The 26,173-nt window shown below is 72.4% G+C and carries 22 protein-coding genes and 2 pseudogenes; 5 read left to right on the forward strand and 19 right to left on the reverse strand.

The window, feature by feature from the left end; all coding sequences use genetic code 11:
• Positions 1–176: 176 nt before the first annotated feature.
• From ACZ37P_RS28390 to ACZ37P_RS28470, 17 genes and pseudogenes are all read right to left on the reverse strand, one after another.
• The gene (locus tag ACZ37P_RS28390; RefSeq protein ID WP_467349222.1) at positions 177–1,079 is read right to left on the reverse strand and encodes an N-acetylglucosamine kinase; all 903 of its coding nucleotides are present in this window, start codon (positions 1,077–1,079) and stop codon (positions 177–179) included.
• Positions 1,076–2,098, reverse strand: coding sequence for an SIS domain-containing protein (locus tag ACZ37P_RS28395; RefSeq protein WP_467349224.1), 1,023 nt, complete (start codon positions 2,096–2,098; stop codon positions 1,076–1,078). The genes ACZ37P_RS28390 and ACZ37P_RS28395 overlap by 4 nt, the downstream gene beginning before the upstream one ends.
• Entirely contained in the window at positions 2,095–3,222 is a 1,128-nt protein-coding gene (locus ACZ37P_RS28400; RefSeq protein WP_391048351.1) for a Gfo/Idh/MocA family protein, read from the reverse strand. The genes ACZ37P_RS28395 and ACZ37P_RS28400 overlap by 4 nt, the downstream gene beginning before the upstream one ends.
• A complete protein-coding gene (locus ACZ37P_RS28405; RefSeq protein WP_355333193.1) occupies positions 3,219–3,971 on the reverse strand; it encodes a sugar phosphate isomerase/epimerase family protein in 753 nt (250 codons plus the stop codon). The genes ACZ37P_RS28400 and ACZ37P_RS28405 overlap by 4 nt, the downstream gene beginning before the upstream one ends.
• A complete protein-coding gene (locus tag ACZ37P_RS28410) occupies positions 3,968–6,124 on the reverse strand; it encodes a primary-amine oxidase (RefSeq protein WP_467349226.1) in 2,157 nt (718 codons plus the stop codon). The genes ACZ37P_RS28405 and ACZ37P_RS28410 overlap by 4 nt, the downstream gene beginning before the upstream one ends.
• Positions 6,125–6,275: 151 nt before the next feature.
• Positions 6,276–7,037: a GntR family transcriptional regulator gene (locus ACZ37P_RS28415; RefSeq protein ID WP_355333197.1), complete on the reverse strand. Its 762-nt coding sequence runs from the start codon at positions 7,035–7,037 to the stop codon at positions 6,276–6,278.
• The gene (locus ACZ37P_RS28420; RefSeq protein ID WP_467349228.1) at positions 7,034–8,095 is read right to left on the reverse strand and encodes a Gfo/Idh/MocA family protein; all 1,062 of its coding nucleotides are present in this window, start codon (positions 8,093–8,095) and stop codon (positions 7,034–7,036) included. The genes ACZ37P_RS28415 and ACZ37P_RS28420 overlap by 4 nt, the downstream gene beginning before the upstream one ends.
• A 93-nt stretch (positions 8,096–8,188) precedes the next feature.
• Positions 8,189–9,160 carry an NAD-dependent epimerase/dehydratase family protein gene (locus ACZ37P_RS28425; RefSeq protein ID WP_467349230.1) on the reverse strand — a complete coding sequence of 324 codons (972 nt, stop codon included), beginning with the start codon at positions 9,158–9,160 and terminating at the stop codon, positions 8,189–8,191.
• On the reverse strand, positions 9,157–9,951 hold the full coding sequence (locus tag ACZ37P_RS28430; protein ID WP_467349232.1) for a sugar phosphate isomerase/epimerase family protein: 795 nt from the start codon (positions 9,949–9,951) through the stop codon (positions 9,157–9,159). Before ACZ37P_RS28430 ends, ACZ37P_RS28425 begins: the two co-directional genes overlap by 4 nt.
• Positions 9,948–10,607 (reverse strand): ThuA domain-containing protein, encoded by a 660-nt coding sequence (locus tag ACZ37P_RS28435; protein ID WP_366823664.1) that lies wholly within the window; start codon positions 10,605–10,607, stop codon positions 9,948–9,950. Before ACZ37P_RS28435 ends, ACZ37P_RS28430 begins: the two co-directional genes overlap by 4 nt.
• A 122-nt stretch (positions 10,608–10,729) precedes the next feature.
• On the reverse strand, positions 10,730–12,406 hold the full coding sequence (locus tag ACZ37P_RS28440) for an ABC transporter substrate-binding protein (RefSeq protein WP_467349235.1): 1,677 nt from the start codon (positions 12,404–12,406) through the stop codon (positions 10,730–10,732).
• Complete coding sequence (locus ACZ37P_RS28445; RefSeq protein ID WP_355333211.1) at positions 12,403–13,614, reverse strand: ABC transporter ATP-binding protein; 1,212 nt, start codon at positions 13,612–13,614, stop codon at positions 12,403–12,405. The genes ACZ37P_RS28440 and ACZ37P_RS28445 overlap by 4 nt, the downstream gene beginning before the upstream one ends.
• Complete coding sequence (locus tag ACZ37P_RS28450; protein WP_391048662.1) at positions 13,611–14,618, reverse strand: ABC transporter ATP-binding protein; 1,008 nt, start codon at positions 14,616–14,618, stop codon at positions 13,611–13,613. The genes ACZ37P_RS28445 and ACZ37P_RS28450 overlap by 4 nt, the downstream gene beginning before the upstream one ends.
• 207 nt (positions 14,619–14,825) lie before the next feature.
• Positions 14,826–15,668: pseudogene (locus ACZ37P_RS28455) on the reverse strand (ABC transporter permease); the annotation flags it as partial.
• Between the two features lie 3 nt (positions 15,669–15,671).
• A complete protein-coding gene (locus ACZ37P_RS28460) occupies positions 15,672–16,646 on the reverse strand; it encodes an ABC transporter permease (protein ID WP_355333214.1) in 975 nt (324 codons plus the stop codon).
• A gap of 3 nt (positions 16,647–16,649) precedes the next feature.
• Complete coding sequence (locus tag ACZ37P_RS28465) at positions 16,650–17,285, reverse strand: ThuA domain-containing protein (RefSeq protein ID WP_391048373.1); 636 nt, start codon at positions 17,283–17,285, stop codon at positions 16,650–16,652.
• 16 nt (positions 17,286–17,301) lie between these two features.
• The gene (locus tag ACZ37P_RS28470; protein WP_467349237.1) at positions 17,302–18,381 is read right to left on the reverse strand and encodes a Gfo/Idh/MocA family protein; all 1,080 of its coding nucleotides are present in this window, start codon (positions 18,379–18,381) and stop codon (positions 17,302–17,304) included.
• Between the two features lie 428 nt (positions 18,382–18,809).
• On the opposite strand from ACZ37P_RS28470, the gene ACZ37P_RS28475 reads away from it, so the two are divergent.
• Positions 18,810–19,754 carry a zinc-dependent alcohol dehydrogenase gene (locus tag ACZ37P_RS28475; protein WP_401856287.1) on the forward strand — a complete coding sequence of 315 codons (945 nt, stop codon included), beginning with the start codon at positions 18,810–18,812 and terminating at the stop codon, positions 19,752–19,754.
• A 95-nt stretch (positions 19,755–19,849) separates the two neighbouring features.
• On the opposite strand, the gene ACZ37P_RS28480 is transcribed toward ACZ37P_RS28475, so the two are convergent.
• On the reverse strand, positions 19,850–20,611 hold the full coding sequence (locus ACZ37P_RS28480; RefSeq protein ID WP_355333224.1) for a GntR family transcriptional regulator: 762 nt from the start codon (positions 20,609–20,611) through the stop codon (positions 19,850–19,852).
• Positions 20,612–20,782: 171 nt separating this feature from the next.
• Between ACZ37P_RS28480 and ACZ37P_RS28485 the strand changes: the two are divergent.
• The 3 genes and pseudogenes from ACZ37P_RS28485 (at position 20,783) to ACZ37P_RS28495 (ending at position 24,520) form a co-directional block, all read left to right on the forward strand.
• A pseudogene (locus ACZ37P_RS28485) lies at positions 20,783–21,479 on the forward strand (PhzF family phenazine biosynthesis protein).
• A gap of 168 nt (positions 21,480–21,647) precedes the next feature.
• Complete coding sequence (locus ACZ37P_RS28490; RefSeq protein WP_355333229.1) at positions 21,648–22,625, forward strand: YhjD/YihY/BrkB family envelope integrity protein; 978 nt, start codon at positions 21,648–21,650, stop codon at positions 22,623–22,625.
• A 68-nt stretch (positions 22,626–22,693) separates the two neighbouring features.
• Positions 22,694–24,520 (forward strand): glycoside hydrolase family 15 protein, encoded by a 1,827-nt coding sequence (locus tag ACZ37P_RS28495; protein WP_401856288.1) that lies wholly within the window; start codon positions 22,694–22,696, stop codon positions 24,518–24,520.
• A gap of 19 nt (positions 24,521–24,539) precedes the next feature.
• Here ACZ37P_RS28495 and ACZ37P_RS28500 read toward each other — a convergent pair whose 3' ends face one another.
• A complete protein-coding gene (locus ACZ37P_RS28500) occupies positions 24,540–25,052 on the reverse strand; it encodes a hypothetical protein (RefSeq protein WP_401856289.1) in 513 nt (170 codons plus the stop codon).
• 178 nt (positions 25,053–25,230) lie between these two features.
• Here ACZ37P_RS28500 and ACZ37P_RS28505 point away from each other — a divergent pair, with 178 nt between their 5' ends.
• Positions 25,231–26,151, forward strand: coding sequence for a carbohydrate kinase family protein (locus tag ACZ37P_RS28505; RefSeq protein WP_467349239.1), 921 nt, complete (start codon positions 25,231–25,233; stop codon positions 26,149–26,151).
• Positions 26,152–26,173 lie beyond the last annotated feature (22 nt).

A 26,173-nucleotide genomic window follows, 5' to 3' on the forward strand; every position in this document is an offset into this window, starting at 1 on the left:
AGGAGCCCGCATCCGCTGGTCTCGGACGCCGCGGGGCGGGCCGCCCGCAGCCTGCCATGCGCGGGTCCGATGACCTCCCCCCCCCCCCCCCCCCCCCCTTCCCCCCCCCCTCCCCCCCCCCCCCCCCCCGCCCCCCCCCCCCCCCCCCCCCCCCCCCCCCCCCGCCCCGGCCCATGTCAGCCCGTGCGGTGCCGGGCCCTGGCCAGCGCCACCGCGCCCGCCACCGGGGGAACGTCCAGCAGGCGCAGGGTCAGCGAGGGGTGCGCGGCGGCGAGCCGGGCGCGGAAGGCGTCCGCGAGCCGCGGCTGCCGCACGACGACGCTGCCCGCGGCCACCACCGTGTCCCCGACGGCGCCCCGGCCGACGAGCCGGGTCACCAGCAGCGCCAACTGCCGGGCCGCCTCCTCGACCACCGCGGCGGCGAGCGCGGAGCCCGCGTCGGCGGCACGGAAGACGGCGGGCGCGGCCGGGCCCCAATTGCCGGGCGTGGGTTCGTCGTTGACGGTACGGGCCAGCGTCTGCGGGTCCGGGTCGCCGAAGTGGTCCAGCAGCGCCGCGAGCAGTCCGTCGTCGGCCCGCCCGGCGTCGTACGCGGCCAGCGCCGATCTGACGGCGTCCCTGACGATCGCGGGCGCGCCGCCCTCGTCGCCCAGCACCCAGCCCCAGCCGCCCGCGAAGAGCACCTCGCCCGCGGCGTCGGCGCCGACGCCGATCGAGCCGGTGCCCGCGATGACGCCGATGCCGGTGGTGAGACCGGCCGCGGGCACCAGCAGCGCCGCGTCGTTGACGACGACGGCGGGTACGCCGAGGGCTTCGACGGCCGCCGCCAGGTGCGCGCAGTGCCGCTGGGTGTCGCAGCCCTGCGCGCCGATCCCGACGGCGGCGATCTCGTCGCCCTCGGGCACCGCGCCCGTCAGCCGTTCCAGCAGCCAGCGCGCGGCGGTGTCGACCGGCGTCGCCTCCCAGCCGTCGGCCGGCAGCGTGCGGTCGGCGCGCGGCGACGCCGCCGGGTCGGCCAACGGCGCGACGCGGACGGCGAGTTTGGTGCCGCCCACGTCGGCGCCGACAACGACCTTCATACGCCCGGCCGTTCGGCCGCGACCTTGATGTCGGAGTTGTGGAACACGAATTCCTCGATCTCGACTCCCCTGACCTCGGCGACCGCTTCGACGAGGATCTGTGCGACCAGGATTTCGATGATCGCACGCTGCGCGGCCGGGAGGCGCGGCACGGTGACGGGGTGCAGCAGCGGGCCGCCCTGGACGGGCTCGCTGGTGACGAGGACGACCCGGTGGCCGGAGTACGCCAGGGTCTCGGCGACGGCGAGTTCGCGGGTGTCGCCGAAGATGACGTGCACCCCGCCGCCCGCCGACTCCATCGAGCCGTGCAGATACTGCCGGGTGCTCATGCCGGTCGACGGAATCCTGGCGACCTCGCGGAAGAGCAGGGCGCTCGCCTCCGCCGAGCCGACCGCGGGCCCGGTGCCGACGAAGTCCGCGGAGGTCGCGGACGCGAACAGCGGTGCCAGCGACCGCAGTTGGGATGTCAGGACGCGCTCGGTGCGGGCGAAGACCTCGCCGAGGCGGGCCCAGCCGTCGTCGATCCGGCCGCCGTCCCAGGCGTCGGCGAGGAGGCCGAGCGCGGCGACGGTCGCGGTGTAGCCGATGGTGGACGCGTAACTGTCGGGGATGCTGCCGAGGTCGAGCACACCGCTGGCGAGGTCCGCGATCGGCGACGGCACGACGTTGACCACCGCGAACCGTCGTGCCGGGTCGACGGAGTCCAGCACGGCGAGCGTCTCCGCGCTGCGTCCGCTCTGCGAGACGCCGACCACCGGGTGGGCGCTGGCGGGGAAGGGCAGCGGGTGGTCGCCCGCGCCGAGCCGCCAGGAGTGGACACCGCGGCTGCGCAGCGCCCAGACCGGCGCGCACGCGGCGGCCAGGCTGGCGCCGATGCCGACGAAGACCGGTCCCGGCCCCGACAGCCGGCCCTCCGCCGCCGACGCCGTGACCGCGCCGGTCAGCCGGGTGACCGCCGTGGCGAGGGCCTCCGCCTGGGTCGCGCGGGCCGCCGAGTAGGCGATGTAGCCGTCGGTCATTTCTGCTCCGTTCCTTCGGACGTCCGGGTGGTCGGATCCCAGTGCGGCGGGATCGGTGGGACAGGCGGCGCGGTGCTGTCGATCCGTACCGGCGCGCCGAGGTCGGCGGACTCCTCGATCGCGAGCATGACGTCGAGTACGTGGTAGGCCAGTTCGCCGCCGGCGCGCGGCGGTCGGCCCGCCCGGATCGCGCGGGCCATCTCCAGGACGCCCACGCCCCGCCCGGCCGGCGCGCCGGTCGCGGGGACGGTCCGCCACGGCGCCTCGGGGGTGATGTCGGTCAACAGCCGTGTGGGGCCGTCGAATCCGCTGACCGGGACCTCCAGCACCCCGTCCGCGCCGGTCACTTCGAACAACTGGCGGCGTACCGGCGAGTCGAAGCTGTAGACGGACGTGCCGACCACCCCGGACGCGAAGGTGGTGAGGACGCTGAGGTGCGTGTCCACCTCGACGGGGAAGCGGGTGCCCGCGTCCGGTCCGGAGCCGACGGTGCGCTCCGCGCGCGGCCGGTGCCCCGCGGCGGTCACCGAGGCGACCGGGCCGAGGAGTTGGACGAGCGCGGTGAGGTAGTAGGGGCCGATGTCGAAGAGCGGGCCCGCGCCCTTGGCGAAGAGGAACCCCGGCCCGGGGTGCCAGGCGTCGGGTCCCGGGCCCTGCATCAGGGTCAGTACGGTCCGCGCCGGGCCGACCGCGCCGTCCGCGAGCAGCCGCGCGGCGGTCTGGATGCCGGGGCCCAGGATCGTGTCGGGCGCGTTGCCCACCGCGACCCCGGCGGCGCTCGCGGCGTCCAGGACGGCGCGGGCGCTGTCGCGGTCCAGCGTGAGCGGCTTCTCGCCCCACACGTGCTTGCCCGCCTCGATCGCGGCGAGCGCGACCTCGTCGTGCGCGGCGGGGACGGTCAGGTTGACCACGAGGTCGACGTCGTCGCGGCGCAGCACCTCGGCCGTCGTGCCGGACACCGGGACGCCGTACGCGTCGGCCTGCGCCCTGGCCCGCGCGGGGTCGAGGTCCGCGACGGCCGTGACGGCGAGGTCGGGGTAGGAGGTCAGCGAGCGCAGGTACTCGTCGGAGATGTTGCCCGCGCCGACCACCGCGACGCGGGTCGGCGTCCCGTGCGCGCTCACGCGGTCACCAGCTCACGGAAGTAGGCGGCGTTGCGCTCCACCAGCGGCCATACGTCGCTGTGGTGGGCGACGACCTCGACGACCGGCAGTTCGAGTACGGGGGCCGCCAGCGCCACGACCTCGGCCATCCGGTCGGTGGCGTCGACGCCGAGCACCGGCCGGTCGTTGCCCGGCTCGCGGTCCCGCACGACGTGCAGCAGCCTGACCCGGTCGCCGAGCCGGGGCAGCAGCTCGAAGACGTCGGCGCCGCCGACCCCGGCCCAGTAGACGTCCAGTTCCAGGACGACGGCCGGGTCGAGGAGTCCGGCCAGCACCTCGTAGGCGGGGACGCCGTCCACGCGCTGCGCGAACTCGAAGTCGTGGTTGTGGTAGCCGATCCGCACACCGCGCGCGGCGGCCTGCTCGGCCGCCGCGTTGAGCGTGTCGGCGAGCCGCTGGACCCCGGCGCGGTCGGCGACGCTGTCGGGGGCGACCCACGGGGTGATCACCGTGCCGATGCCCGACTCGACGGCGGCGTCCACGATTTCGGCGGTGTCGTGGCGCAGCACGGAGGAGTGCGCGGTGGCCGCGTGCAGGCCGCTGTCGCGCAGGGCGGCGGCGAGCCCGGCCGGGTCGGTGAGGATGTCGTACGGCTCGGCGTGCGTGAAGCCCAGCGCCGCCAGGCGCGCGAGCGTGCCGTCGAGCCGGTCGGGCCCGAGGTCGTCACGCACGCTGTAGAGCTGGATGCCCAGCGGGTGCTCTGCCGTCATGCTCCGGCCTTTCCGTGATCGTCGTGCTGGTGGGTGTGGGTGTGGTCGTGGCGGCCGTGGTCGTGGTCTTCGCCCCGGCCGTCCCGGTCGTCGTGGCCCCGGTGACCGTCATGGTCCGCATGGCCCTCGTGGCCGTCGTGGCCGTCGTGGTCCGCGCCGTGGGTTCCGGCCGGGTGGCAGTGGTCGCCGCTCGACGGCGGGATGTCGAGGGTGGGATTGCGGCCGAAGAACCCGTACGGCTTGAGGACGAAGCCGGCCGAGTCGACCGGCATGACCGGCCAGTCCTCGGGGCGCGGGAAGTGGGTGAGCCCGAAGGTGTGCCACAGCACGATGTCGGTGCCGTCCACGTCCCGGTCGGCGGCGGTCCAGGCGGGCAGCCCCGCGCCGCCGGTGTGCATGTTCACCAGGTCGCCCGCCGGATAGTTCTCGTCCGGCGCGTACGGCGTCACCCACAGGTGCTTGGTGGCGTACGTGGCCCGCCGGTGGATGTCCGACTCCTCGTCGGCGAGCAGCACGGGCAGGCCCTCGGGGTGCAGCATCCAGCCGACCGGGTTGCCGAGCCGGTTGGTCACCGAGGGGTTGGTGATCAGCCAGGAGCGGTTGCGGGTGTTGTCGGCGAGCCGCTGCGCGCCCGCTTCGGTGCGCAGCCGGGTGACGGTCTGGGTGAAGCCGGTGCCGGTGGGGTTGGCGGGTCCGCGCGGGACGAGGGCGGCCTCGACCTCGTCCACGGCGTTGTCCGTACCGTCGACCGTCATGTCCAGCCGGGCGCTGAACAGGTGCTGGTGGTAGGGGGCGCCGAGGCCGGGGGCGAGTTCCGAGGCGAAGGGGTGGCCGGGGCCCTGGTAGGCCGAGGTGAAGACGACACCGGTCGCCTTGACCTCCAGCTCGATCGCGCCGTCGAGCGAGAAGTACCAGTAGAAGCCGTAGTCGTAGTTGCCGACGGTGACGAAGAAGGAGACGACCAGACGGCGGTTGCGGCGTGAGTCGGACGAGCCGGTCCAGTTGTCGTAGTGCTTCCAGAGGATGCCGGTGTCCTCCTCGTGGACGCAGATGGCCTGCGGGACGACCCGGACCTCGCCCGCGCTGTCGGCGAGCACGGCGTCCAGGTAGGTGATGTCGCCGACGCAGTCGCAGCCCGGTTCAAGGGAGTTGGCGAAGCCGCCGAGCAGGTATTCGCCGCAGTCGAAGAAGTTCTGGAACCAGCGCTGCGGGCTCGGGTCGCCGTAGGGGACCATCATCTCCGCGATGGAGGCGCGGTAGAGCACGGGGCGCGGCACGCCCGCGTCCTCGATGGCGACGTTGTGCAGGACCAGGCCCTCGCGCTGGTCGAAGCCGATCTGGAGGGACCAGCCGAGCCAGTGCAGGACGCCGTCGTCGTCGACGGTGAAGCTGGGGCCCTCGGGCTGGGTGATCTCGATGGGCTTCAGTCCCGCGCGCGGCGGCTGCCCGACCCACGCGGGGTCGTGGAAATTGCCGTCCTCGCGCGGCACCGGCAGGTCCATGTGGTCCTGGACGTCGAGGACTTCGCGGGTGACGACGTCCACGATCGCGGTGACGCCGTCCACCGGGTGCGCCCAGCCGAGGTCGTCGGGGGTCTTCTGCACGAAGGTGAAGCAGCGCTGGAGGCGGCGGCCGGTCTCGCCCTCGCCCGGCACCCCGGCCGACAGCGGATTGACCCGGAGCTGCGTGAGGTCGGTCAGGCCGCGCTTGCGCATGGCGGCGAGCCAGCGCTCGTCGCGGTGCACGATCTCCTCGACCAGCGGGAACTCGGCCAGGACGACGGGGACATGGCCGTCGGTGGCGACGTCCAGTTCCCTGGCGGTCACGACCCGGTCCTGCTCGGGGCAGACGACGGTGTCGTACGAGACCCCGGTGCGCATGTCGATGAGCATCACGCGGAAGCGGCGGGGGGCCACGTCGCCCGCGAGCAGTTCGCGCTTGTCCTGTTCGGCCAGGCCGAGGTACGCGACATGGGTGTCGGGGCCGAGGAGCCCTTCGCGCCGCAGCAGCGCGGTGGTCGCGGTGATCTCCGCCGGCCGCGGCGAGGCGAGGGCCCCCGCGAGAGCCCCGGTGGGGGACCCGGCGAGCGCGTCGGCGCGGGCTCCCGGGACGGCCCCGGCTATGACGGACGGTTCAGGCGGGGTCGGGGTCACGAGGTCTCCGCATCTGCGAGTGGGTCCGGGCGGCGGGTCGGGGCGAGGGAGGCGGCGCGCGGGCGGCGGGCCGGGGCGGCTGCCGCGACCCCCGGGCGGCGGGCCGGAACCGTACGGGAGCGCGCCGTGGCGGCGGCCTTCGGGTGACGGCTCATGTCGCGTTGCCGCGCGCGAAGGAGGTCCGCAGCCGGTAGCGGTCGCCCGCGTACCGGATCGCCGAGGAGAGCAGCGGGCGCTGGCTCCGGTCGCGGACGATCTGCCGCATCTCCAGCACTGGCGTGCCCGCGGCGATGGCGAGGTGTCCGGCCAGTACGTCGTCGGCCGGACGCGCCTCGATCGTCGTGTCGGCCCGGTCGAGCTGGAAGCCGAGCCCCGCGATGGTGTCGTAGAGCGAGTGGTCGGTGAAGTCGACCTCGTCGAAGCCGACGGCGATGTCGGCGGGGACGAAGGACTCGTCCACCGCGATCGGCACACCGTCGAGCATGCGCACCCGGTCGACGCGGTAGAGCGGGGTGCCCGGCGCGATCTGGAACGCCTCCGCCTCGTCGAAGGTCGAGGTGCCCAGTTCGCGGCGGAGCACCCGCGAGGTCGGCACCAGGCCCATCCGGCGGGCCGTCTCGGTGAACGACTCCAGGGTGTTGGGCCACTCCTTGCGCTCGGGCACGCCGACGTACCAGCCGCGGCCGTGCGCCGGGCGCAGCACGCCCTCCTCGACCAGCGCGGTGAGCGCCTTGCGCAGGGTCACGCGGGAGATGGCGAGCATCTGGCACAGTTCGCGCTCGGGCGGCAGCCGTGAGCCGGGCTCGACCTCGCCCGCGGCGATCCGTTCCTGGAGCGCGGCCTTGGCCTGGAGCCACAGCGGCTCCGGGTAGTGCGTGGTGAGCGCCCGGGGCGCCGTGTGCTGCGTGCTCATGCCGGGACCTGGACCTTCTCCCATGTGCCCGAGCGCATGGAGGCGTAGCAGGCGTCGAGGACGCGGTTGACGACATGGCCGTCCTCGAAGGTCTCCAGCGGGGTCTCGCCGCGGGCGAAGCGGTCCACGAAGTGCCGCATCTCCTGGCTGAAGCCGTAGGCACGGGCCTCCTCGGGCACCGGGTGGACCCAGCCGGTGTCGGCGTCGGCCTTCTCCACCAGGTAGCCCGCGGGGTTCTCGATGAAGCCCCACACCGGGGTCGCCGAGGTGTCGGTGACCAACCGGCCCGCGCTGCCGACCAGTTCGTGGCGCAGTTGCATGCCGCCCTTCTCGATCCACGAGGACTCGACGGTGGCGAGCTGGCCGCCGGCGAATTTAAGCAGCGCGACGGCGGTGTCCTCGCCGGTGGTGCGGTCGGCGTGGGCGAGGGTGGCGCCCCAGGCGAAGACCTCGGTGACGGGGTTGTCCTTGCCGAAGAAGTGCCGGGCGGACTCCACGGTGTGGCAGCCCATGTCGAGCAGGGCGCCGCCGCCCGCGGTCCGCGCGTCCCAGAAGTGCGGGGCGTGCGGCCCGGAGTGCGCCTCGCGGGCGCGCAGGGTCAGCAGGTCGCCGATGGCGCCCGCGGCGACCATCTCGTGCGCCTTGGCGATGTTCGGCGAGAAGACCGAACTCTCGGCGTAGCCGTGCCAGATCCCGGCCTCGCGGACCACCCGCAGGATCTCGGCGGCCTCGTCGCCGTCGCGGGCCAGCGGCTTGGTGCAGACCACGCCCTTGCCCGCGGCGGCGACCGCCCGTACCGCGTCCAGGTGTGCCTCGTTGGGCACGGCGACCACGACGAGGTCGACGGCCGGGTCCGCGCACAGCGCCGCCATGTCGTCGTAACAGGTCGCGTCCGGCGCCCACTTGGCGGCCAGCGCCTGTGCGCGTGCGAGGTCGCGCGAACAGGCGGCGACGAGCGCCGCGTTCCGTACGTCCTGGAGAGCGTCCGCGTAGGTGTCGCCGATGAATCCGGAACCGATGAGCCCGACGCCGATCACGCGTTCCTCTTCCCTCGTCATTCTCGCCCCATGATAGCAAAGTGGTTTTGCATTGGTCTTATAAAGGTACGCCACGTAAAGACCACGGAGTACCACTGTCCGGTGCGGCGCGCATCACGCCTCCAGCAGGCCGTCGAAGGCCCGGTCCAGGTCCTCGTCGACCACCCGCAGTCCGGGGTGGGCGTCGTAGTGCGCGAGCGCCTCACGCGCGCCCTGCGCGAAGGAGACCTCCGGCGCGAAACCGGGGACCAGCGCCCGCAGCTTGGAGGTGTCGAAGAGCATCGAGTGCCGGAAGTCGTGCTCCAGCACGTCCCGCCACCCCGGCACCAGCTCGGCGATCGACTCGCTCGACCGGTGCCGCAGCACCGGCTCCCGCACCCCGGCCGCGGCGGCCAGCGCGAGATGGATCTGGTCCCAGGTGAGGATCGCGCCGCTGACGACGTTGACGCTCTCGCCGATCGCCTGACCGTTGCCGAGCAGCGGGACGAAGGCGCGCGCGAAGTCCCGTGAGTGCATCAGGGACCACAGCGAGGTGCCGTCGCCGTGCACGACGACCGGCCGGCCCGCCCGCATCCGCTCGATCGCGGTCCAGCCCGCGAGCACCGGGATCACCGTGCGGTCGTAGGTGTGGAAGGGCCGCACGATCGTCAGCGGGAAGCCCGCCTCGCGGTACGCCTCCTCCAGCAGCAGCTCACAGGCGATCTTGTCCCGCGCGTAGCCGAAGTGCGGCTGGCGGCGCGGGCTGGACTCGGTGATCGGCAGCAGCGGCACCGGGCGGCCGAAGACCGAGCAGGTGCTGATGAAGACGTACTGCCCGGCCCTGTCGGCGAACAGCTCCCGGTGGTCGCGCACGTCGTCGGGCGTGAAGCCGACCCAGTTGACGACGGCGTCGAACTCCTCGCCGCCCAGCGCCGACGCGAGCGCGGCGGCGTCCCGGACGTCCGCGCGCAGCGACCGTACGCCCTCGGCCGGCGGCCGGACGGGCGCGGACCGCGTCACGATCGTCACGTCGGCGCCGCGCGCGACGGCCTCGCGGGCCGCCGCGGAACCGATCATCCCGGCGCCGCCGAGGAACAGCACCCTCATGCCCGCTCCTCGGTCGGCGCCGGGACGTGCGAGGCGCCGCGGGAGAGCCCGCGGCCGACCAGGTGGTCGTAGGAGCGGCGCAGCGCCTCGAACGTGTCGATGTGCAGCCGCTCCAGCTCGACGATGTGCCAGCGCAGGCCGGACGGCGTGGTCAGCGTGCGCGCCCAGTCGATCCGCCCCTCGCCGATGGGCACCATCACGTCGTCCTCGTAGCTGACGGCGGGGCCGTCCTTGACGTGCACGAAGCGCGCCCGGTCGCCGAGCCCGGCCAGCACCTCGGCCGGGTCGGCGCTGCCCATCTGCGCCCAGTAGGCGTCGAGTTCGACCAGGACGCGGTCGTCCAGCAGGTCGAGCAGCAGGTCGTACGCCTGCCGCCCGTCGAAGACCTGCGAGAACTCGGCGAAGTGGTTGTGGTACGCGATCCGCATGCCGCGCCCGGCGGCGCGCTCGGCGGCCTCGTTCACCCGCTCCACACCGCGCCTGATCGCGTCCGGCGAGTCGAACTCCTCGCGCTCCATGCTCCAGACCAGCACCTGGGCGCCCAGCTCCTCGTTGGTGTCCAGCAGCGCCTCGGCGTCAGGACCGGCGGGGAACGGGGTGTGCGCGCTGGTCAGCGCGAGCCCGGCGGACGCGACGGCGTCCCTGACCCGGGCGGCCCCGAAGTGCTCCACCAGGCCGTAGGTCTCCACGCCCGCGTAACCGATCCCGGCGATCTCGGCGAGCGTGCCCTCCAGGTCGGCGCGGGCCCGGTCGAGCACCGTGTACGTCATCACACCGATCTCGGCGGTCACGCGTCCTCCTCCGTACGGCGGGCCGCCCACAGCAGGGCCTGGCGGACCAGGGCGCGCACCGGCGGCTCGCCCCACGAGCGCATGTCGTGGCCGAGCGCCAGATACACCACGCGGCCTTCCCCGGCCTCGCGGGCGTAGAGCACCGGGATCACCTCGCCGTCCGCGCGGCGGCGCGAGGCGAGGACCGTCACGTCGTCGTCGGCCAGCTCGAACTCGTAGTACTCGTCGAAGAGTTCGAAGTCGGACAGGCCGCGTGTGACCGGGTGGTCCGCGACGATCTCGACGGTGTGGCGGCCCTCGTGGTGACCGGGGCCGTGCGAGAGGTAGCGGTTGCCGAGCAGTTCGAACAGCGGCCGGTCGGCCGGGTCGAGCCCGTCGCCCGCCCAGCCCATGATGTTGGCGCCGTGCACGCCGACCAGGCCCTTGCCCGCGCGTACGGCGTCGGCCAGCGCCTGCTGCTGCTCGGTCGCGAAGTGGCCGCCCGCGGTGTAGAAGAGGTACACGTCCGCCTCGGCGGTCTCCGGCCGCGCGTCGACGAAGCGGCTGGTGCCCATCGCCTTGCGGGTCGCGAACCCGGCCTCGGTGCCGAGCTGTTGGAAGACCTCGGCAGCGCTCAGCAGGTCGTGGTGGATGTCGTCGCCGTTCACGATGACCATGGCTCTCGGGGTCGAGAGGTGTGGCATTGCGTTCCTCACAGATGGCTTGGGTCGTGCGTCGTGGCGTGGCTCGGCGGCCCCCGCCCGGCCGCGGGAGGCGGGCCGGGCGGGGGCGGGGAGGGTCAGACGGGCTTGAGCCGCAGGGCGACGACGGGGTTGGGCACCGGGCTGAAGTACGGGTTCTGCGGTGTGGGGAACCCGGTGGCCTTGGCGGTGCTCCAGTTGCCGTAGCTGCCCCAGTAGAACATCGGGATCCACGGCAGGTTCTCGACGAAGATCTCCTCGATCCTGTTGATGATCTGCTGCCGCTGCTCGTCCGTGGTCGCCTTGGGGTACTCGGTGAACAGCGTCGCGGCCTCGGCGTTCTGGAACCGCTCGATGTTCTGGAAAGTCGGCGTCGCCTTGCCGACCGGGTAGTACAGATTCGGGTTGATCGTGTCGTTGTAGTACGAGAAGGCGCGCGGCGCGGAGTTGACCGGGTAGCCCATCGTGGAGTCGAAGTTCCCCTTGGACGTGAGCCCGTTGATGTCGTTGACCGTGGTCGTGTCGACGTTGAGCTTGATGCCGATGTCCTTGAGCTGCGAGACCAGCACCTGCACGCGCGCGGCGATGTCGGTGTACGCGGAGGGGAAGCTGATCGAGAACTCGACGCGCTTGCCGTCCTTGCGGTAGTAGCCGTCGCCGCCCTTGGCGTATCCGGCGTCGGTCAGCGTCTTGTGCGCCTTGTCGACGTCCTGGACGAAGTCGACTCCCTTGTACCGGGGGGCGATCGAGGAGGCGTAGGCGGGCATCGGCAGACCGGTGACGCTGGTCGCGGGCGGCGCGCCGCTGGCCGCGCCGACCTGCTTGCGGTTCACACCGAGACTGATCGCCCTGCGCACCGCGATGTCGCTGAGCGGCCAGCGCTCCAGGTTGGGGATGATGCCGTCGGTTCCGGCGATCGGCGCCCAGTAGTTGTAGTGCTTGTTCCGGCTGAGATACGTCTTGTCGGCATTGGCGATGTACGTGCCGCCCCAGTCCGCGAGGCCCTGGACGAGCGCGTTGGTCATGCTCTCGTTGTCCTTGTACGCCACGAACCGCAGCGAGCTGATCTCCGCCTTCGGCTGCCAGTAGTCCTCGTTGCGCACCAGCAGGAAGCTCTGCGCGGAGAACGACGACAGCTTGAACGGCCCGGTCCCCACGGGGTTCTTGTCGGTGTACGTCGTCGGGTCCTTGACCTTCGACCACAGGTGCTGGGGGACGATCGGCGCCGACACGATGTTGGTGAAGTGCTGCTCGGAGGGCGCGGGGAAGGCGAAGACGACCTGCGCCGGACCGGGCGCGGTGACCGAACTGAAGTCGATGCCCAGCAGGTTGAGCCCCGGATACCGCTTGAGCATCGAGTACGTGAAGACGACGTCGTCGGCGGAGAACGGGGTGCCGTCCGTCCACTTCACACCGGTCCGGAGCTCCATCGTCAGCGTCTTGTTGCCGTCCGACCAGCGCCAGGACTTGGCGAGCCACGGCAGGTCGCGCCCGATGTCGACGGTGTTGATCTGCACCAGCGGCTCGTAGATGAAGCCGCCCTGGCCCTGCGGGGTGTAGGTGAGGCTCTGCGCGGTGTTGGCCAGGAACGGGTTGAAGACCTGGGTGAGGTTGTCGGACTGGCCCGCCACGGTGAGCGTGCCCTTGGCGGAGCCCGAGCCTCCCGCGGTTCCCGAACAGGCCGACAGGGCAAGGGTTCCCGCGCCCGCGAGGGCGCCTGCGAGAAGACCGCGTCTCGTCATTCCTGACGCGATCGACGACTGCGTTGTGGTCACTGTGCGTCTGCTCCTTCGGAGGTGGGGACAGCGGAATCGGGTGTGGGGAGAGCGGGTTCGTCGACAGTGGGGTCGGTGACCGAGGGGTCGGTGCCGGCAGGCCGCGCGGCGGAGGCGGTGACGGCCGCCGCGTTCTCGGCGCGCCGCCCGCGCGCCTGCTCGTCGTCCGCGTACAGCCAGCAGCGGGCGGTGTGGCCGTCGGTCAGGTCGAAGGACGGCGGGATGTCGGTGGCGCAGCGCTCCATCGCGTACGGACAGCGCGGGTGGAAACGGCAGCCGCCCGGCGGGGAGATGAGGCTGGGCGGCTGCCCGATGTCCTTGACCCGCGCGGCGCCGCCCCGCGAGGGATCGGGCGCGGAGGCGATCAGGAGCTGGGTGTACGGGTGCGCCGCCTGCTGGGTGACCGCTTCCGAGGGGCCGGTCTCGATGACCTCGCCCGCGTACATCACGGCGGTGTCGGCCGCGAAGTACCGCGCGGAGGCGATGTCGTGGGTGACGTACAGCATCGCGACGTTGCGTTCCTCGGTGAGGCGGCGCAGCAGGTTGAGGATGCCGAGGCGGATGGAGACGTCGAGGCTGGAGACCGGTTCGTCGGCGAGGAACACCTCGGGGTCGGCCGCCAGGGCGCGGGCGATGGAGAGCCGCTGGAGCTGGCCGCCGGACAGTTCGTGCGGGTACTTCTCGGTGAACTGCCGTGGCGGCACGAGGTTGATCTGCTGGAGCAGGTCGTCGATGACGGCGGTCTGCTCCTTGCCGCGCTTGCCGGGGTGGTGGATGGCCACCGCGCGCTTGAGGGTGCCCGCGATGGTGGCGACCGGGTTGAAGGACGCGAAGGGGTCCTGGAGGATCAACTGCACCTGGCGGACGTGGTCGCGAAAGGCCCGGCCGCGCGGCGACTTCACGGGGACGCCGTGCAGCCGCACCTCCCCGCCGGTGACCGGGTAGAGCTGGGCGAGCAGCCGGGCCAGCGTCGACTTGCCGGAGCCCGACTCGCCGACCAGCGCGGTGATCCGGCCCGCGTACAGGCTCAGGCTGACGTTCTCCACGGCGTGCACGACCTGCGGGGCCGCGCCGCGGCGCAGGCGTCCGCCGCGTACCGGGAAGTGCTTGGTCACGTTGACCGCTTCGAGCACCGGCCGGGCGCCGTCCGCGGCGCGGCCGTCGCGGGCGGCGGCCCCGGCGTTCTTCTTCGTCACGTCGCCGCTCATCGCATCTCACCTGTCACGAGTCGGTCCTGGTTCTGGGCGCCGTCCGCGTGCAGCAGGCAGGCGGCGTGCGAGGTGGCGCCGTCCGGCCCGGTGATCCGCAGGAGCGGCGGTACGTGGCTCCCGCAGGCGTCGAAGGCGAGCGGGCAGCGCGGCTGGAAGGCGCAGCCGCTGGGCAGCCTGCGCAGGTCGGGCGGCGAGCCGACGATGCCGGTCAGCTCCCGCTTGGGGCCGCCGAGGGTCGGGAAGGACGCCAGCAGGCCCCGGCTGTAAGGGTGTTGGGGGCGGCGGTAGAAGTCGTCGGCCGCCGCCGTCTCGACGATCTTGCCGCCGTACATCACGGCGATCGTGTCGGAGAGTTCGATCAGCAGCGACAGGTCGTGGGTGATGAAGACGACCGAGAAGCCGAGCCGGTCCTTCAGCTCCATGATCTTCTCGATGATCTGCCGCTGGATGACGACGTCGAGCGCGGTGGTCGGCTCGTCCATCACGATGATCTCGGGGTCGAGCGCGAGGCCGATCGCGATCATCGCGCGCTGCCGCATGCCGCCGGACAGCTCGTGCGGGTAGGAGCCCGCCCGGTCGGCGGGGATGCCGACGATGCCGAGGAGTTCGACCACCCGGGCGGCCCGTTCCTGCCGGGTCATCCGCGGCCGGTGCGCGACGATGACGTCCTCGATCTGCTCGCCGATCCGCATGATCGGGTTGAGCGCGTGCATGGCCGACTGGAAGACGATCGACAGCTCCTCCCAGCGAAAGCCCCGCAGCTCGGCGTCGCCCATCGCGAGCACGTCCACGGTGTCGCCGTCGGGTTTGGTGTAGACGATCCGGCCCTGGGTGATCTCGGCGGGCGGCTTGTGCAGCCGGGTGATGGCGTACGCGAGGGTGGACTTGCCCGAGCCCGACTCGCCCGCGATGCCGAGGACTTCGCCGCGCCGCAGGGTGAACGACACGTCGCTGACCGCCGGGGTGCGCTCACCGCCGTCGCCGACGTACTCCACCCGCAGGTCGCGGACGTCGAGGACGACGTCGGTGCTGTCCGGGGTGAAGGGCGTGACCTCGGTGCGGCGTTCGGCCGGGGCGTGGTTCTTGATCCGGCGGGCGCGTTTGGCGGCGACCTGGCCGCGCTGGGCCTTCTTGGTGCCGATCCCGGCCTGGCGCAGCCGGGGGTTGATGAACTCGTCGATGCCGAAGTTGACCAGCGACAGGGCGGTGCCGAGCAGGGCGATGGCCAGCCCGGCGGGGACGAACCACCACCAGGCGCCGGTCAGCAGCGCGCTGCCGGTCTGGGCCCAGTACAGGATCGTGCCCCACGACCACTGGGTGACGTCGGCGAGGCCGAGGAAGGCCAGGGTCGCCTGGGTGAGGATCGCGAAGTTGACGGTGCCGAGGAAGGACGCGGCGATCACCGCGAGCTGGTTCGGCAGGATGTCCTTGAGGATGATCCGCCAGGTCTTGTCGCCGGTGGCGCGGGCGGCCTCCACGAAGTCGCGTTTGCGCAGCGAGAGCGTCTGCGCCCGCAGCACCCGCGCTCCCCAGGCCCAGCCGGTGAGCGTGATGACCAGGATGATGCCGAGCGAGCCGCTGTGCGGCAGATACGCGGCCAGGATGATCGTCAGCGGCACGCTGGGCAGCACCAGGAACACGTTGGCCAGCAGCGACAGCACTTCGTCGCCGAGGCCGCCGACGTATCCGGCGGTGACGCCGACGATCACCGACAGGAAGGTGGCGAGGACCGCGGCGCCCAGGCCGACGAGCATCGAGGCGCGGGCGCCGTAGAGCATCTGCGACAGGACGTCCTGGCCGTTCTGGGTGGTGCCGAGCCAGTGCGCGGTGGACGGTCCCACGAGGGTGTCGTCGCTGACCGTCGAGGGGTCGTACGGCGAGATCCACGGCGCGACGACGGCCAGGACGACGAAGACCAGCACGACCGCGAGGCCGATGAGGGTCAGCGGTGAGCGCAGCAGGCGCGACCGGAGGCGGGCGGGTCCGCCCGCGGGCTCGGCGGCGGTGTCGGCGGTGTCCGCCTCGGCGAGGGCGGCGGCTTGCACGGCCATGGATCAGCTCTCCCTTGTCCTCGGGTCGAGGAACACGTACGCGATGTCGGCGATCAGGTTGGCGATCAGCACCAGCACGGTGATGAGCAGGAAGATCGCGGACATCAGCGGGTAGTCGGCCGCCTGTGCGGCCTTGAACAGCACCGACCCGATGCCGGGGTAGTTGAAGACGACCTCGGTGACGATGGAGCCGCCGATCACGAAGCCGAGCGACATGGCGAAGCCGGAGAAGGACGGCAGCATCGCGTTGCGGGCGGCGTAGGTGTACATCACCCGGCGCCTGGGGAGCCCCTTGGCCTCGGCGAGCCGTACGTAGTCCTCGCTGAGCGTGGTGACCATCATGTTGCGCATGCTGATCAGCCAGCCGCCCACGGAGGCGACGGTGATGGTGACGGCGGGCAGGACGGCGTAGTTGATCGCGCTGCCGATGAACCCGGCGTTCAGGCCGATGGTCTGGTCGAGCCCGTAACCGCCGGACAGCGGGAACCACTTGAGGGTGATCGCGAAGACGTACACGATCATGATCGCGAACCAGAAGTACGGGATCGACGACAGGAAGGTGGTGATCGGTATCAGCGAGTCGAGCCAGGTGCCGCGCTTCCAGCCGACGAGCATGCCGAGCGTGGTGCCGATGACGAAGCCGAGCACCGTGCAGATGGTGACCAGGATCAGCGTCCAGTACATGCTCTGCCCGAGCACGGTGCTCACCTGCGACGGGTAGTAGGCGTACGAGGTGCCGAAGTCGCCGGTGAAGATGCTGTGCCAGTAACTGACGTACTGCTCCCACAGGTTCTTGTCGGACTCGCCGAACAGCACCCGCAGGGCCTGGACCGCGGAGGGGCTGAGCTTCCCGTGGAACTGCTGGATCAGGTTGTCCGCGGGGTTTCCCGGCATGACGCGCGGGATGACGAAGTTGAGGCTGATGGCCGCCCACGCCGTGAGCAGGTAGAAACAGATCTTCCGGAAAAGGATGCGCATGGGTCAGTTCCCTCGGGCTTCGAGGCGGCACGCCCAGCGGGCCGCGCGCCGGACGAGAAGGCGCACGGCGGGTTCTCCCCAGCTCCGCATGTCGTGGCCCAACTGGAGGTAGCAGACACGTCCGTCCCCGAATTCGCGGACGTGCAGCAGGGGTTCGGTGCCGCCGGGGGTCGTACGGCGGGCGAGGGTGAGCACGCCGGGCGCGGTCTCGACGTGGTAGTGCTCGTGCGTCAGCTCGAACGGCGGTATTCCGGCGGTCACTTCGTGTGCGCCGTCGAGGGTGACGGTGAACCGGCTCTCGTGGGGCGGTGGCCCGTGCGAGACGTACCGGCTGCCGACCAGGTCGAACAGGTCCGCGTCCACGGTGGTGGAGTGCAGGGCGATCAGTCCGGCGCCGCCGCGTACCGCGCGGGCCAGGCTCGCGCGCTGTGCGTCGGTGAAGCGGCCCAAGGCCGTGTAGAGCACGATGAGTTCGGCGTCGACCGGGCCGTCGAAGCGGCCGGTGCCGACGGCGGTACGGGTGACGAATCCCTCGTCGGTCAGCAGGGTCCGCACTTCGCGGGCGGCGGTGAAGAGGTCTTCGTGGACGTCGTCGCCGCTGAAGACGGCGAGGGCGGTGGGGCTGGCGGTTCTCGGCATCGTCGGGCCGCTCGTTTCAGTAGGTGGAGCGCAGTTCGCCGGTAGGGCTCCAGTAGCCCTGCGCACGCCCGCTGAGCAGGGCGTTGTCCATGCGGTCGAGCGGCAGCGGCACGCGCCGCCGGGACCGGCTGCTCTCGTAGGTCGCGAAGACCAGTTCGGCGCCGCGCAGGCCGTGCTCGGCGTCGAGGGCGGGCTTGCCGCCGGTGCGCAGGCTGTCGACCGCGTCCCGCACCGCCTCGGCCGTGGCGGCCACGATCGCCGGGTCGACGCCTCGGTCCCAGGTGCGGGAGTCGGCGTCGAAGGGTGAGTCGTGGACCAGGTCGTCCTTGCCGAAGCGCTGGATCAGGCAGCGCGCGCCGCGGATGTCGGCGCGCCCGCGGGTGCCCTGGATGATCAGCCCCAGGTTGTTCTGGAGGTTGAGGACCGGGGTGTGCGGTTCGCGTCCGGTGGAGACCACCGCGCGGACGCCGTCGGCCCAGCCGATCTGGGTGACCGACGCGGTCTCGACGAAGGCGCCGTACACATAGCGGTCGAGCGTCACGTCGAGTTGGCCGAAGACCCACTCCGGTGCGGTGTCGCCGCGGTGGAAGAGGATCAGGTCGAGGATGTGGGTGCCCCAGTCGAAGAGGTTCGGGCAGTACCCCTCGATGGTCACGACCTCGCCGATCTCGCCCCCGGCGACGGCTTCGCGGGCGAAGCGCTGCACGGCCTCGAAGCGGCGCTGGAGGTTGTAGGTCAGTTGCGTGCCGGCGTCGGCCGCGACCCGCGTCATCTCCAGGGCCTCGCCGTACGACAGCGCGACCGGCTTCTCGCAGTGCACCGCGCGGACCCCGGCCGCCGCCGCGGCCCGGACGATCTCCGGGTGCAGGGCGGGCGGTGTGCAGACGCTGACGACGTCGGGCCGTTCCAGGACGAGCAGTTCGCGGTAGTCGCGGTACGTCCGCGGTACGCCCAGCTCCCCCGCCAGGTCCTCCGCGGTCCGCTCGTCGACGTCGGCGAGGGCGACGAGCTCGACGCCCGGCACCGCCCTCAGGCCGAGGCCGTGCACCCGGCCCTGCGAACCCGCGCCGATGACTGCCGCGGTGACGGATGCCATCCGCTCTCCTCCCCTGAGTCCCGCCTGAAGTGAGTCCCGCCAGGACCGCTTCCGGTGCTGTCGAGGGCCCGGACAGCGGTCGTTGGGTATGTGCCAAAGCCATACCACTTGCCGCCATCGTAATACGAAAGACGGTCCTGTCTAGAGGGTGAAGCAGACCAGAATGCTGGGGAAACCGGGCGCACTTCGCACTTTTCAGCCACAGACAGACACAATTCGGCCGTCATCTCGGCCGGATTTCTACGACACCACTACTGACCACATAGGACCACTTCGCTACGCTGGTCCCCGGTCGTCACTGACCCCGTCACCCCGCTCGGCCCGCCATCCCCGCCCAGCCGTCACACCACCAGCCGTCACACCACCAGCCGTCACACCACCAGCCCTCACACCACCAGCCGTCACACCACTCAGGCCAGGAGATCCGTATGAAGATCAGTCAGCTCGTCGGCCCGCGCACCTCGGAGGTCGTCGCGGCCGACGACCCGGTCCCCGGCGCCGACCAGGTGCTGGTCGAGGTGCTGGCCAGCGGGGTCTGCACCTCCGACATCGGGCCGTGGCTCTCGCACGACCCGGCCGCGCCGCCGGTCAGCCTGGGCCACGAGATCGTGGGGCGGGTGGTCGGCACCGGCCGGGACGCGGGCCGCTGGGCGCCGGGCGACCTGGTGACCGGGCTCGGCGGCGAGGGATTCGCGACGCTCGCCGTCATGGACGCGCACGCCGTCCTGCCGGTACCGGCCGGGATCGAACCCGCGCACGCGATCGGCGAACCGGTCGCCGACCTGGAGGAGGCGCTGTCCCGTACGGGGGTGCGCGCGGGCGACCGGGTCGCCGTCGTCGGCCTCGGCTTCATGGGCCTCGGCCTGGTCCAGCTCGCCAAGCGGCACGCGCCGGGGCTGCTGGTGGGCGTCGACCCCGACCCGGCCCGCCGCGAGCGCGCCCTGCGGCTCGGCGCCGACCTCGTCTTCGCCCCCGACGACCTCCCGGAGGAGTACCGGAAGGACACCGGACGGGCCACCGACGCGCGGCTCGCCGTGGTCCTGGAGGCGACCGGCACGACGAGCGGGCTCGGCACGGCCGGCAGCCTGGTACGGCCCTTCGGCACCCTGTGCGTCGTCGGCTACCACCACACCGGCGACGCGATGATGGACATGGACCTCTGGTACAAGGCCGTCACCGTCGTCAACGGCTTCTGCCCGGACCGGACCCGGCTGATGGGCGCCATGCGCGACGCGCTCGCGCTGATCGGCGAACGCCGCTTCAGCTACGCGCCGTTGATCACCCACCGCTTCGGCCTCGAAGGCGTGGACGACGCCTTCCGCGCCATGACGGCGGCCGGTCCCGACTTCGTCAAGGGAGTGCTGGTGCTCTGACCACGCGTACGGCTGAGGTCGGCACACCGGTCCGGCCTCAGCCCGCGGCTCAGCCGTACGAGCGCCCGCGGCTCAGCCGTACGGCCGCCCGCGGCTCAGCCGTGCGAGCGCGCGAAGGACGTACGCAGCCGGTACCGGTCGCCCGCGTACTGGATCGTGGACTCGAACAGCGGCTCCTCGTCGGAGCCGACCGCGATCTGGTGCATGACCAGAAGCGGATCGCCCGAGGCCATGTCGAGCTGTCCCGCGGCGCGGTCGTCGGCCTTGGTCGCCTCGATCGTGCTGTCCGCGCGGACCGGCTCGACCCCGGCGGCGGAAAGAGTCGCGTACAGCGAGCGGTCCGCGAAATCGACGTCCTCGATGCCGGGCACCAGAGCGAGCGGAATTCGCGTCAGGTCCAGCGCTATCGGAACACCGTCGAGCAGCCGTACCCGCTCCAGCCGGAACAGCGGAGTGCCGGGCGCGATACCGAGCCGCTCCGCCTCGTCGATGCTGGCCGGGCTCGCCTGTGCCATTAATACCTTGGAGTGCGGCTTCAACCCCATTCGTGCCGCGGTCTCGCTGAAGGATTCCAGGCTGTTCGGCCATTCCTTCTTCGGCGCCGACTGCGTCACGTACCAGCCACGGCCGTGGGACGCGCTGAGCACGCCCTCCTCCACCAGGTGACCCAGGGCTTTCCTCAGTGTGACCCGGCTGATCCCCAGTTGACGGCAGAGCTCCCGCTCGGGCGCCAGCCGCATTCCCGGCCTCAGCTCGCCCCGGTCGATTTCGCTGCGGATCAAATTCACCGCCTGGATCCACAGGGGTTCTGGATAGCCCGGCAGGATAACGCCCGCGACCTCGCGAGAGTCGTTCATACGTGAGGCCCCCATAATGACGCGCTCGCGACCTCCGGCCGCCGACGCCGTAACTGATGAACAGCGACGCTCAGGATAGCTTTCCGCCAGGTGGTCTGACCAGTTCCACGGGTCCCGGCGGCGGGACGGCCGGAACCGGCCGGTGCGAGCGGGTCCGCTCCCGCGCCCCGAATGCTTGAATGCTTGAATGAATACGACATCGGGCGGCATCGATGTGCTGCGGGTCTTCTGCGGCCCCGACCGGCGGTACGGCAACCCGCTCGGCGTGGTCCGCGACGGCTCGCGCTACCCGGACCGCGCGGCACGGCAGGCCCTGGCCGGTGAACTCGGCTTCAGCGAAACGGTGTTCGTGGACGACCCGGAGCGCGGCGCGGTCGACATCTACACGCCGGGGCTGCGACTGCCCTTCGCCGGGCACCCGTTGGTCGGGGTCGCCTGGCTGCTCGACGTGGAGGTGCTCGAACCCGAGGTCGGGGAGGTCTTCACGCGCGACGACGGGGAGTTCACCTGGATCACCGTCCGCGCGGAGTGGGCGCCGCCGCGCACCCTGCGCGAGTACGCGCTGCCCGCCGAGGTCGACGCGCTGGACGTGCCGGAGCCGGGCGAGTGGGTGTACGCCTGGGCGTGGCAGGACGAGGCCGCCGGCCGGATCAGGGCGCGCGCCTTCCCCGGCCGCGGCGACGGCATCGACGAGGACGAGGCGACGGGCGCCGCCGCGCTGCTGCTCACCCGGCAGCTCGGCCGCGCGCTGCACATCACGCAGGGCCGGGGCTCGCAGATCCTCACCGCGCCCGGCCCTGACGGCACCGTCGAGATCGGCGGCCGGGTGTGTCTGGAGGCGGTCCTTCCCGCGCCGCGGGCCCGCTGAGCCCGGCGCGGAGGCCGTCCGTCGGCGTCACAAGTCGCGCGTTCCCCGTACACCGCCTTGACTGGTGGCGTTCGTGGCGTTCGTCGCCGCCGTGTTCGCGGTGCTCGCGGTGCTCGCCATGTCCGCCCGTCACAACCGTGTCCGCCGTGTCCGCCGTGGAGGTCGCGTATGGCCGCCGCACCCTCCGGGCCCCCGGGCCGTGAGAAGGGCCGGGCCGACCGCGAGAAGGGCCTGGTCGGCCGTACGGTCGCGGGGGCGGCCGGACGCGCGGCGCGGTGGAAGGCGCGCGGTCTGCGGCTGCGCCACGCGGCGGAACGCCGCTTCCCCGTCATCACCGAGCTGACCGCCCGCCTGCTGTCGGTGAATCTGCTGGACGCGGGCACCCGGCTGGCCGCCCAGCTCTTCCTGACCGCCGTCCCGCTGCTGTTCGTGGTCGCGGCCTTCGCGCCGAAGACCGTACGCGACCAGCTCGTGAGCACCGCGCGTAACGTCTTCGGCCTCACCGGGGCGTCGGACGAGCAGCTCAGGCAGGTCTACAGCGCGAACGGCGGGGATCTGCGGCAGACCATCGGGGTGATCGGCGTCCTGATGGCGCTGCTGTCCGCCACCGCGTGCAGCCGGGCGATGGCGCGGGTGTGCGAGCGGGCGTGGGGGCTGCCGCGCGCCTCGGTGCGGGTCGCGGTGTGGCGCTGGGTGGTGTGGATCGCCGCGTGGATGGTGGCGCTGGTGCTCCAGGGGCCGCTGCGCGACGGCTTCGGCGTCGGGCTGTGGCTCGGCCTGCCGCTGACCTTCCTCGCGGACGTCCTGGTGTGGTGGTGGACCCAGCGGCTGCTGCTGAGCAAGCGCGTCGCGTGGCTGCCGCTGCTGCCCGGCGCGATCCTCACCGCACTGGCGATGACGGCCCTGTCGGTGACCGCCCGCCTCTACATGCCGACCGCCCTCAACCGCAGCCTGGCCAATTACGGCTCCCTGGGGTCGGTCTTCACGATGCTGTCCTGGCTGATCGCGATCTGCGCGGTGCTGACCTTCACCATCACCGCGGGCGCCGTGCTGGCCTCCGAGCCGCCGCTGGCCTCCCTCCTCGGACCCGCCGGCGGCACGGACCCGCGATCGCGCCGGAATGCCGGTGCGGACCGCGTCATCTAGCGTGGTCAGGGCGGGGGGACGCCTCGCGGCGGGCGCACCGCGGCGGGGGAACGGCGAAAGGTGCCCTCATGCGTCGCTACCCGCCGATCGCGGACCACGGCCTCATCGGAGACCTCCAGACCAGCGCCCTGGTGTCGTCGCGGGGCGTCGTCGACTGGTTCTGCGCGCCGCGCTTCGACTCGCCGAGCGTCTTCGCCTCGCTCCTCGACCACGACCGCGGCGGCTACTTCTCGATCGCGGCCGCGAGCCCTGAGGCGAGGGTCAGGCAGCTCTATCTGCCGGACACCGCGGTGCTCGTCACCCGCTTCATGACCCCCGACGGCGTCGGCGAGGTCATCGACTTCATGCCGGTGGACCGGCCGGAGACCGCCACCGACCGGCACCGGCTGCTGCGCGTCATGCGGGTGGTGCGCGGCACGGTCCGCTTCGCCCTGGAGTGCAGGCCGCGCTTCGACTACGGCCGCTGCGACCACCGGCTGCACGTGAGCGACGACGGCACGGCCAGATTCGGCGCGTCGGGGGCGTGGGCGTACCTCCAGCCGGTCGGCCCGCTGGACCTCGAACGCGACGAGGAGGACGTCCGGGCCGCGGTCACGCTGGAGCAGGGCGAGATGGCCGCCGCGGTGCTGACGGTGTGCGCGGCGCACGGCGAGCCGCCCGAGCCGGTGACGGTGGACGGCCTCCGGGCGGAATTCGACGGGGTGCGGGAGTTCTGGCACGGCTGGATCCGGCAGTGCCGCTACCGGGGCCGCTGGCAGCAGGCGGTGAACCGCTCGGCGATCACCTTGAAGCTGCTCACGTACGCGCCGACCGGCGCTCCGGTCGCCGCCGCCACGATGGGCCTGCCGGAGCAGGTCGGCGGCGAGCGCAACTGGGACTACCGCTATACGTGGGTCAGGGACGCGTCGCTGTCGGTGAACGCGCTGGTCGACCTCGGTTTCACCGCGGAGGCGGACGCCTTCCGCCGCTGGCTCGGCGGGCGGCTGCGCGCGGGCGGCACGGTCACCGGCGAGCCGTTGCAGATCATGTACCGGGTGGACGGCGACCCGCACCTGGCCGAGGAGACGCTGGACCACTTCGAGGGCTACCGCGGCTCCGCGCCCGTCCGGCTCGGCAACGGGGCCGCCGACCAGCTCCAGCTCGACATCTACGGCGAGGCTGTGCACGCCCTGTCCCGGTCGCAGGACATCGCTCAGCTCGCCGGGTGGGAGGGCTGGCGGGCCTTCTCCGGGCTGCTGGACTGGCTGGCCGCGCACTGGGACCGCGCGGACGAGGGCATCTGGGAGACCCGCGGCGGGCGGCAGGACTTCACGTACAGCCGTCTGATGTGCTGGTCGGCCTTCGACCGCGGCATCCGGCTGGCCGCGGAACTCGCCAGGCCCGCCGATCTGGAGACCTGGACGACGGCGCGCGACACGATCATGGAACAGGTCATGGACCGCGGCTGGAGCGAGAAGCGGCACGCCTTCGTGCAGCACTACGGCAGCGAGGTGCTGGACGCGTCGCTGCTGCTGATGCCGGAGGTCGGCTTCGTCGCGCCGAAGGAGCCGCGCTGGCTGTCGACGCTGGACGCGATGGACGAGGAGCTGGTCTCCGACAGCCTCGTCTACCGCTACGACCCGGGCGCGTCCCCCGACGGGCTGCGCGGCGGCGAGGGCACCTTCTCGCTGTGCAGCTTCCTGTACGTCGGCGCGCTCGCCCGCGCCGGGCGCCTGGGCCCGGCCCGTTACGCCTTCGACAAGATGCTCACCTACGCCAACCACGTCGGCCTGTTCGCCGAGGAGATCGGGCCGACGGGTGAGCAACTGGGCAACTTCCCGCAGGCGTTCACGCATCTGTCGCTGATCACGGCGGCGACGGCGCTGGACGAGGAGCTGGACAGGTCCGAGTCCTGACCGCCGGGCCCTGCCGCCGTCAGGGCGTCGTCGGGCCGCCGCCGTGGACGGTGGTGCTCCTGATGTCGCGGCCCTGGATGACCGGGGCGTGGAACACCCCGTCGTTGACGGTGTTGTTGACGACGCTGACCGAGCCACGGCCGGCCGCCGGGGCCAACTCCTCCAGCAGCAGCCGCAGTTCGGCGGCGGCGGCCGGGTCGTCCCGCAGGACGCGGCGCAGCCGGGTGCGCCAGCCCGCCTCGATGTCGGCGGCGGCGTCCGCGTCCCCCGAGTCCCTGGCGGCCGTCAACTCGGCTCGGGAGAGCTGGAGTTCGTCGAGAGCGGCGGTCTCGTCCCCGGTGCGTGCGGCGGCCCCGGTCGTACCGTCGTCGGCTGCCGTATCGCCGTCGGCCGCCGCCCCGGCGCTGCCGCCGCTGCCGCGTGCGAGGAACCGCGCCAGCCGGTCCCGTACCTGTGTCCAGGCGTCGGACGCCATCAGTGTGACCACCTGCGTCGCGCCCGACGCGGCCAGTGCCGCCAACTCCGCGTCCACGGAGCCCCCCTTCGTCCGCCGCCCCGCTCATCCGCGGGGCCGCCGCCACCAGCGTAGGGCGGGCGGGCCCGCCGCGGCAGACGGTCTCCGGCCGCGTACCGGCAGGGGACCGCCCGCGTGATCGCGTACGGGGACGGGGGGTCGCCGGGCGGGACCGCGATACGGCAGCATGTGGCCCATGAGCGACTTCCTGGTGATCGGTGAGTGCGTAGCGGACATCGTCCGGACCCCCGGACAGCCCGATGTGCCGCATCCCGGCGGCAGTCCGGCCAACGTGGCGTACGGGCTGGCCCGCCTCGGCCACGCCACCGCGCTCCTCACGCAGCTCGGCGACGACCCCTCGGGCAAGCTCATCACCGACCACCTGCGGTCGGCGGGCGTACACCTGCTCGCAGACGGCCGGCACGACGTCCGCACGCCGACGGCGGTGGTCACGCTCGACGAACAGGGCGCGGCGCGCTACGACTTCGACATCGCGTGGACGCTCGGGCCCGTCGAGCCGCCCGCCGCGCTCCGGCACGTCCACATCGGGTCGATCGCCGCCGTGGCGGAGCCGGGCGCGGCCACCACCGTGGACCTCGCCGCGCGGCTGCGCGCGGACGCCACCGTCAGCTACGACCCCAACATCCGGCCGGAGTTGATGGGCACGCACGAGCAGGGTGTCGCCGGAGTCGAGCGGTGCGTGGCGCTGAGCGACCTCGTCAAGGCGAGCGACGAGGATCTGGAGTGGCTGTATCCGGGCGAGCCGGTCGCGGCGGTCGCCGCGCGCTGGCTGGCGGCCGGGCCCGCCGTCGTCTTCGTGACCATGGGCGGGGAGGGCGCCGCCGCCTTCACCCGTGACATCGAGGTGACGGGCGCGCCGGTGCGGACCGAGGTCGCCGACACCGTGGGCGCGGGCGACTCCTTCATGTCCGCGACGCTGGACGCCCTCACCGGCCTCGGCCTCACCGGCGCCGCCGCCCGTCCCGCGCTCGGCGCCCTGGACAAGGCGACCCTCGCCCATGTGCTGCGCCACGCGGGCACCGCCGCCGCGCTCACCGTCTCGCGGCCCGGCGCCAACCCGCCCACGACAGGGGAGTTGCGCGCGGCGCTCGCGTAGGCCACCGGGGCAGCGGAGGTGT

The organism is Streptomyces sp. NPDC024632 (assembly GCF_055559175.1).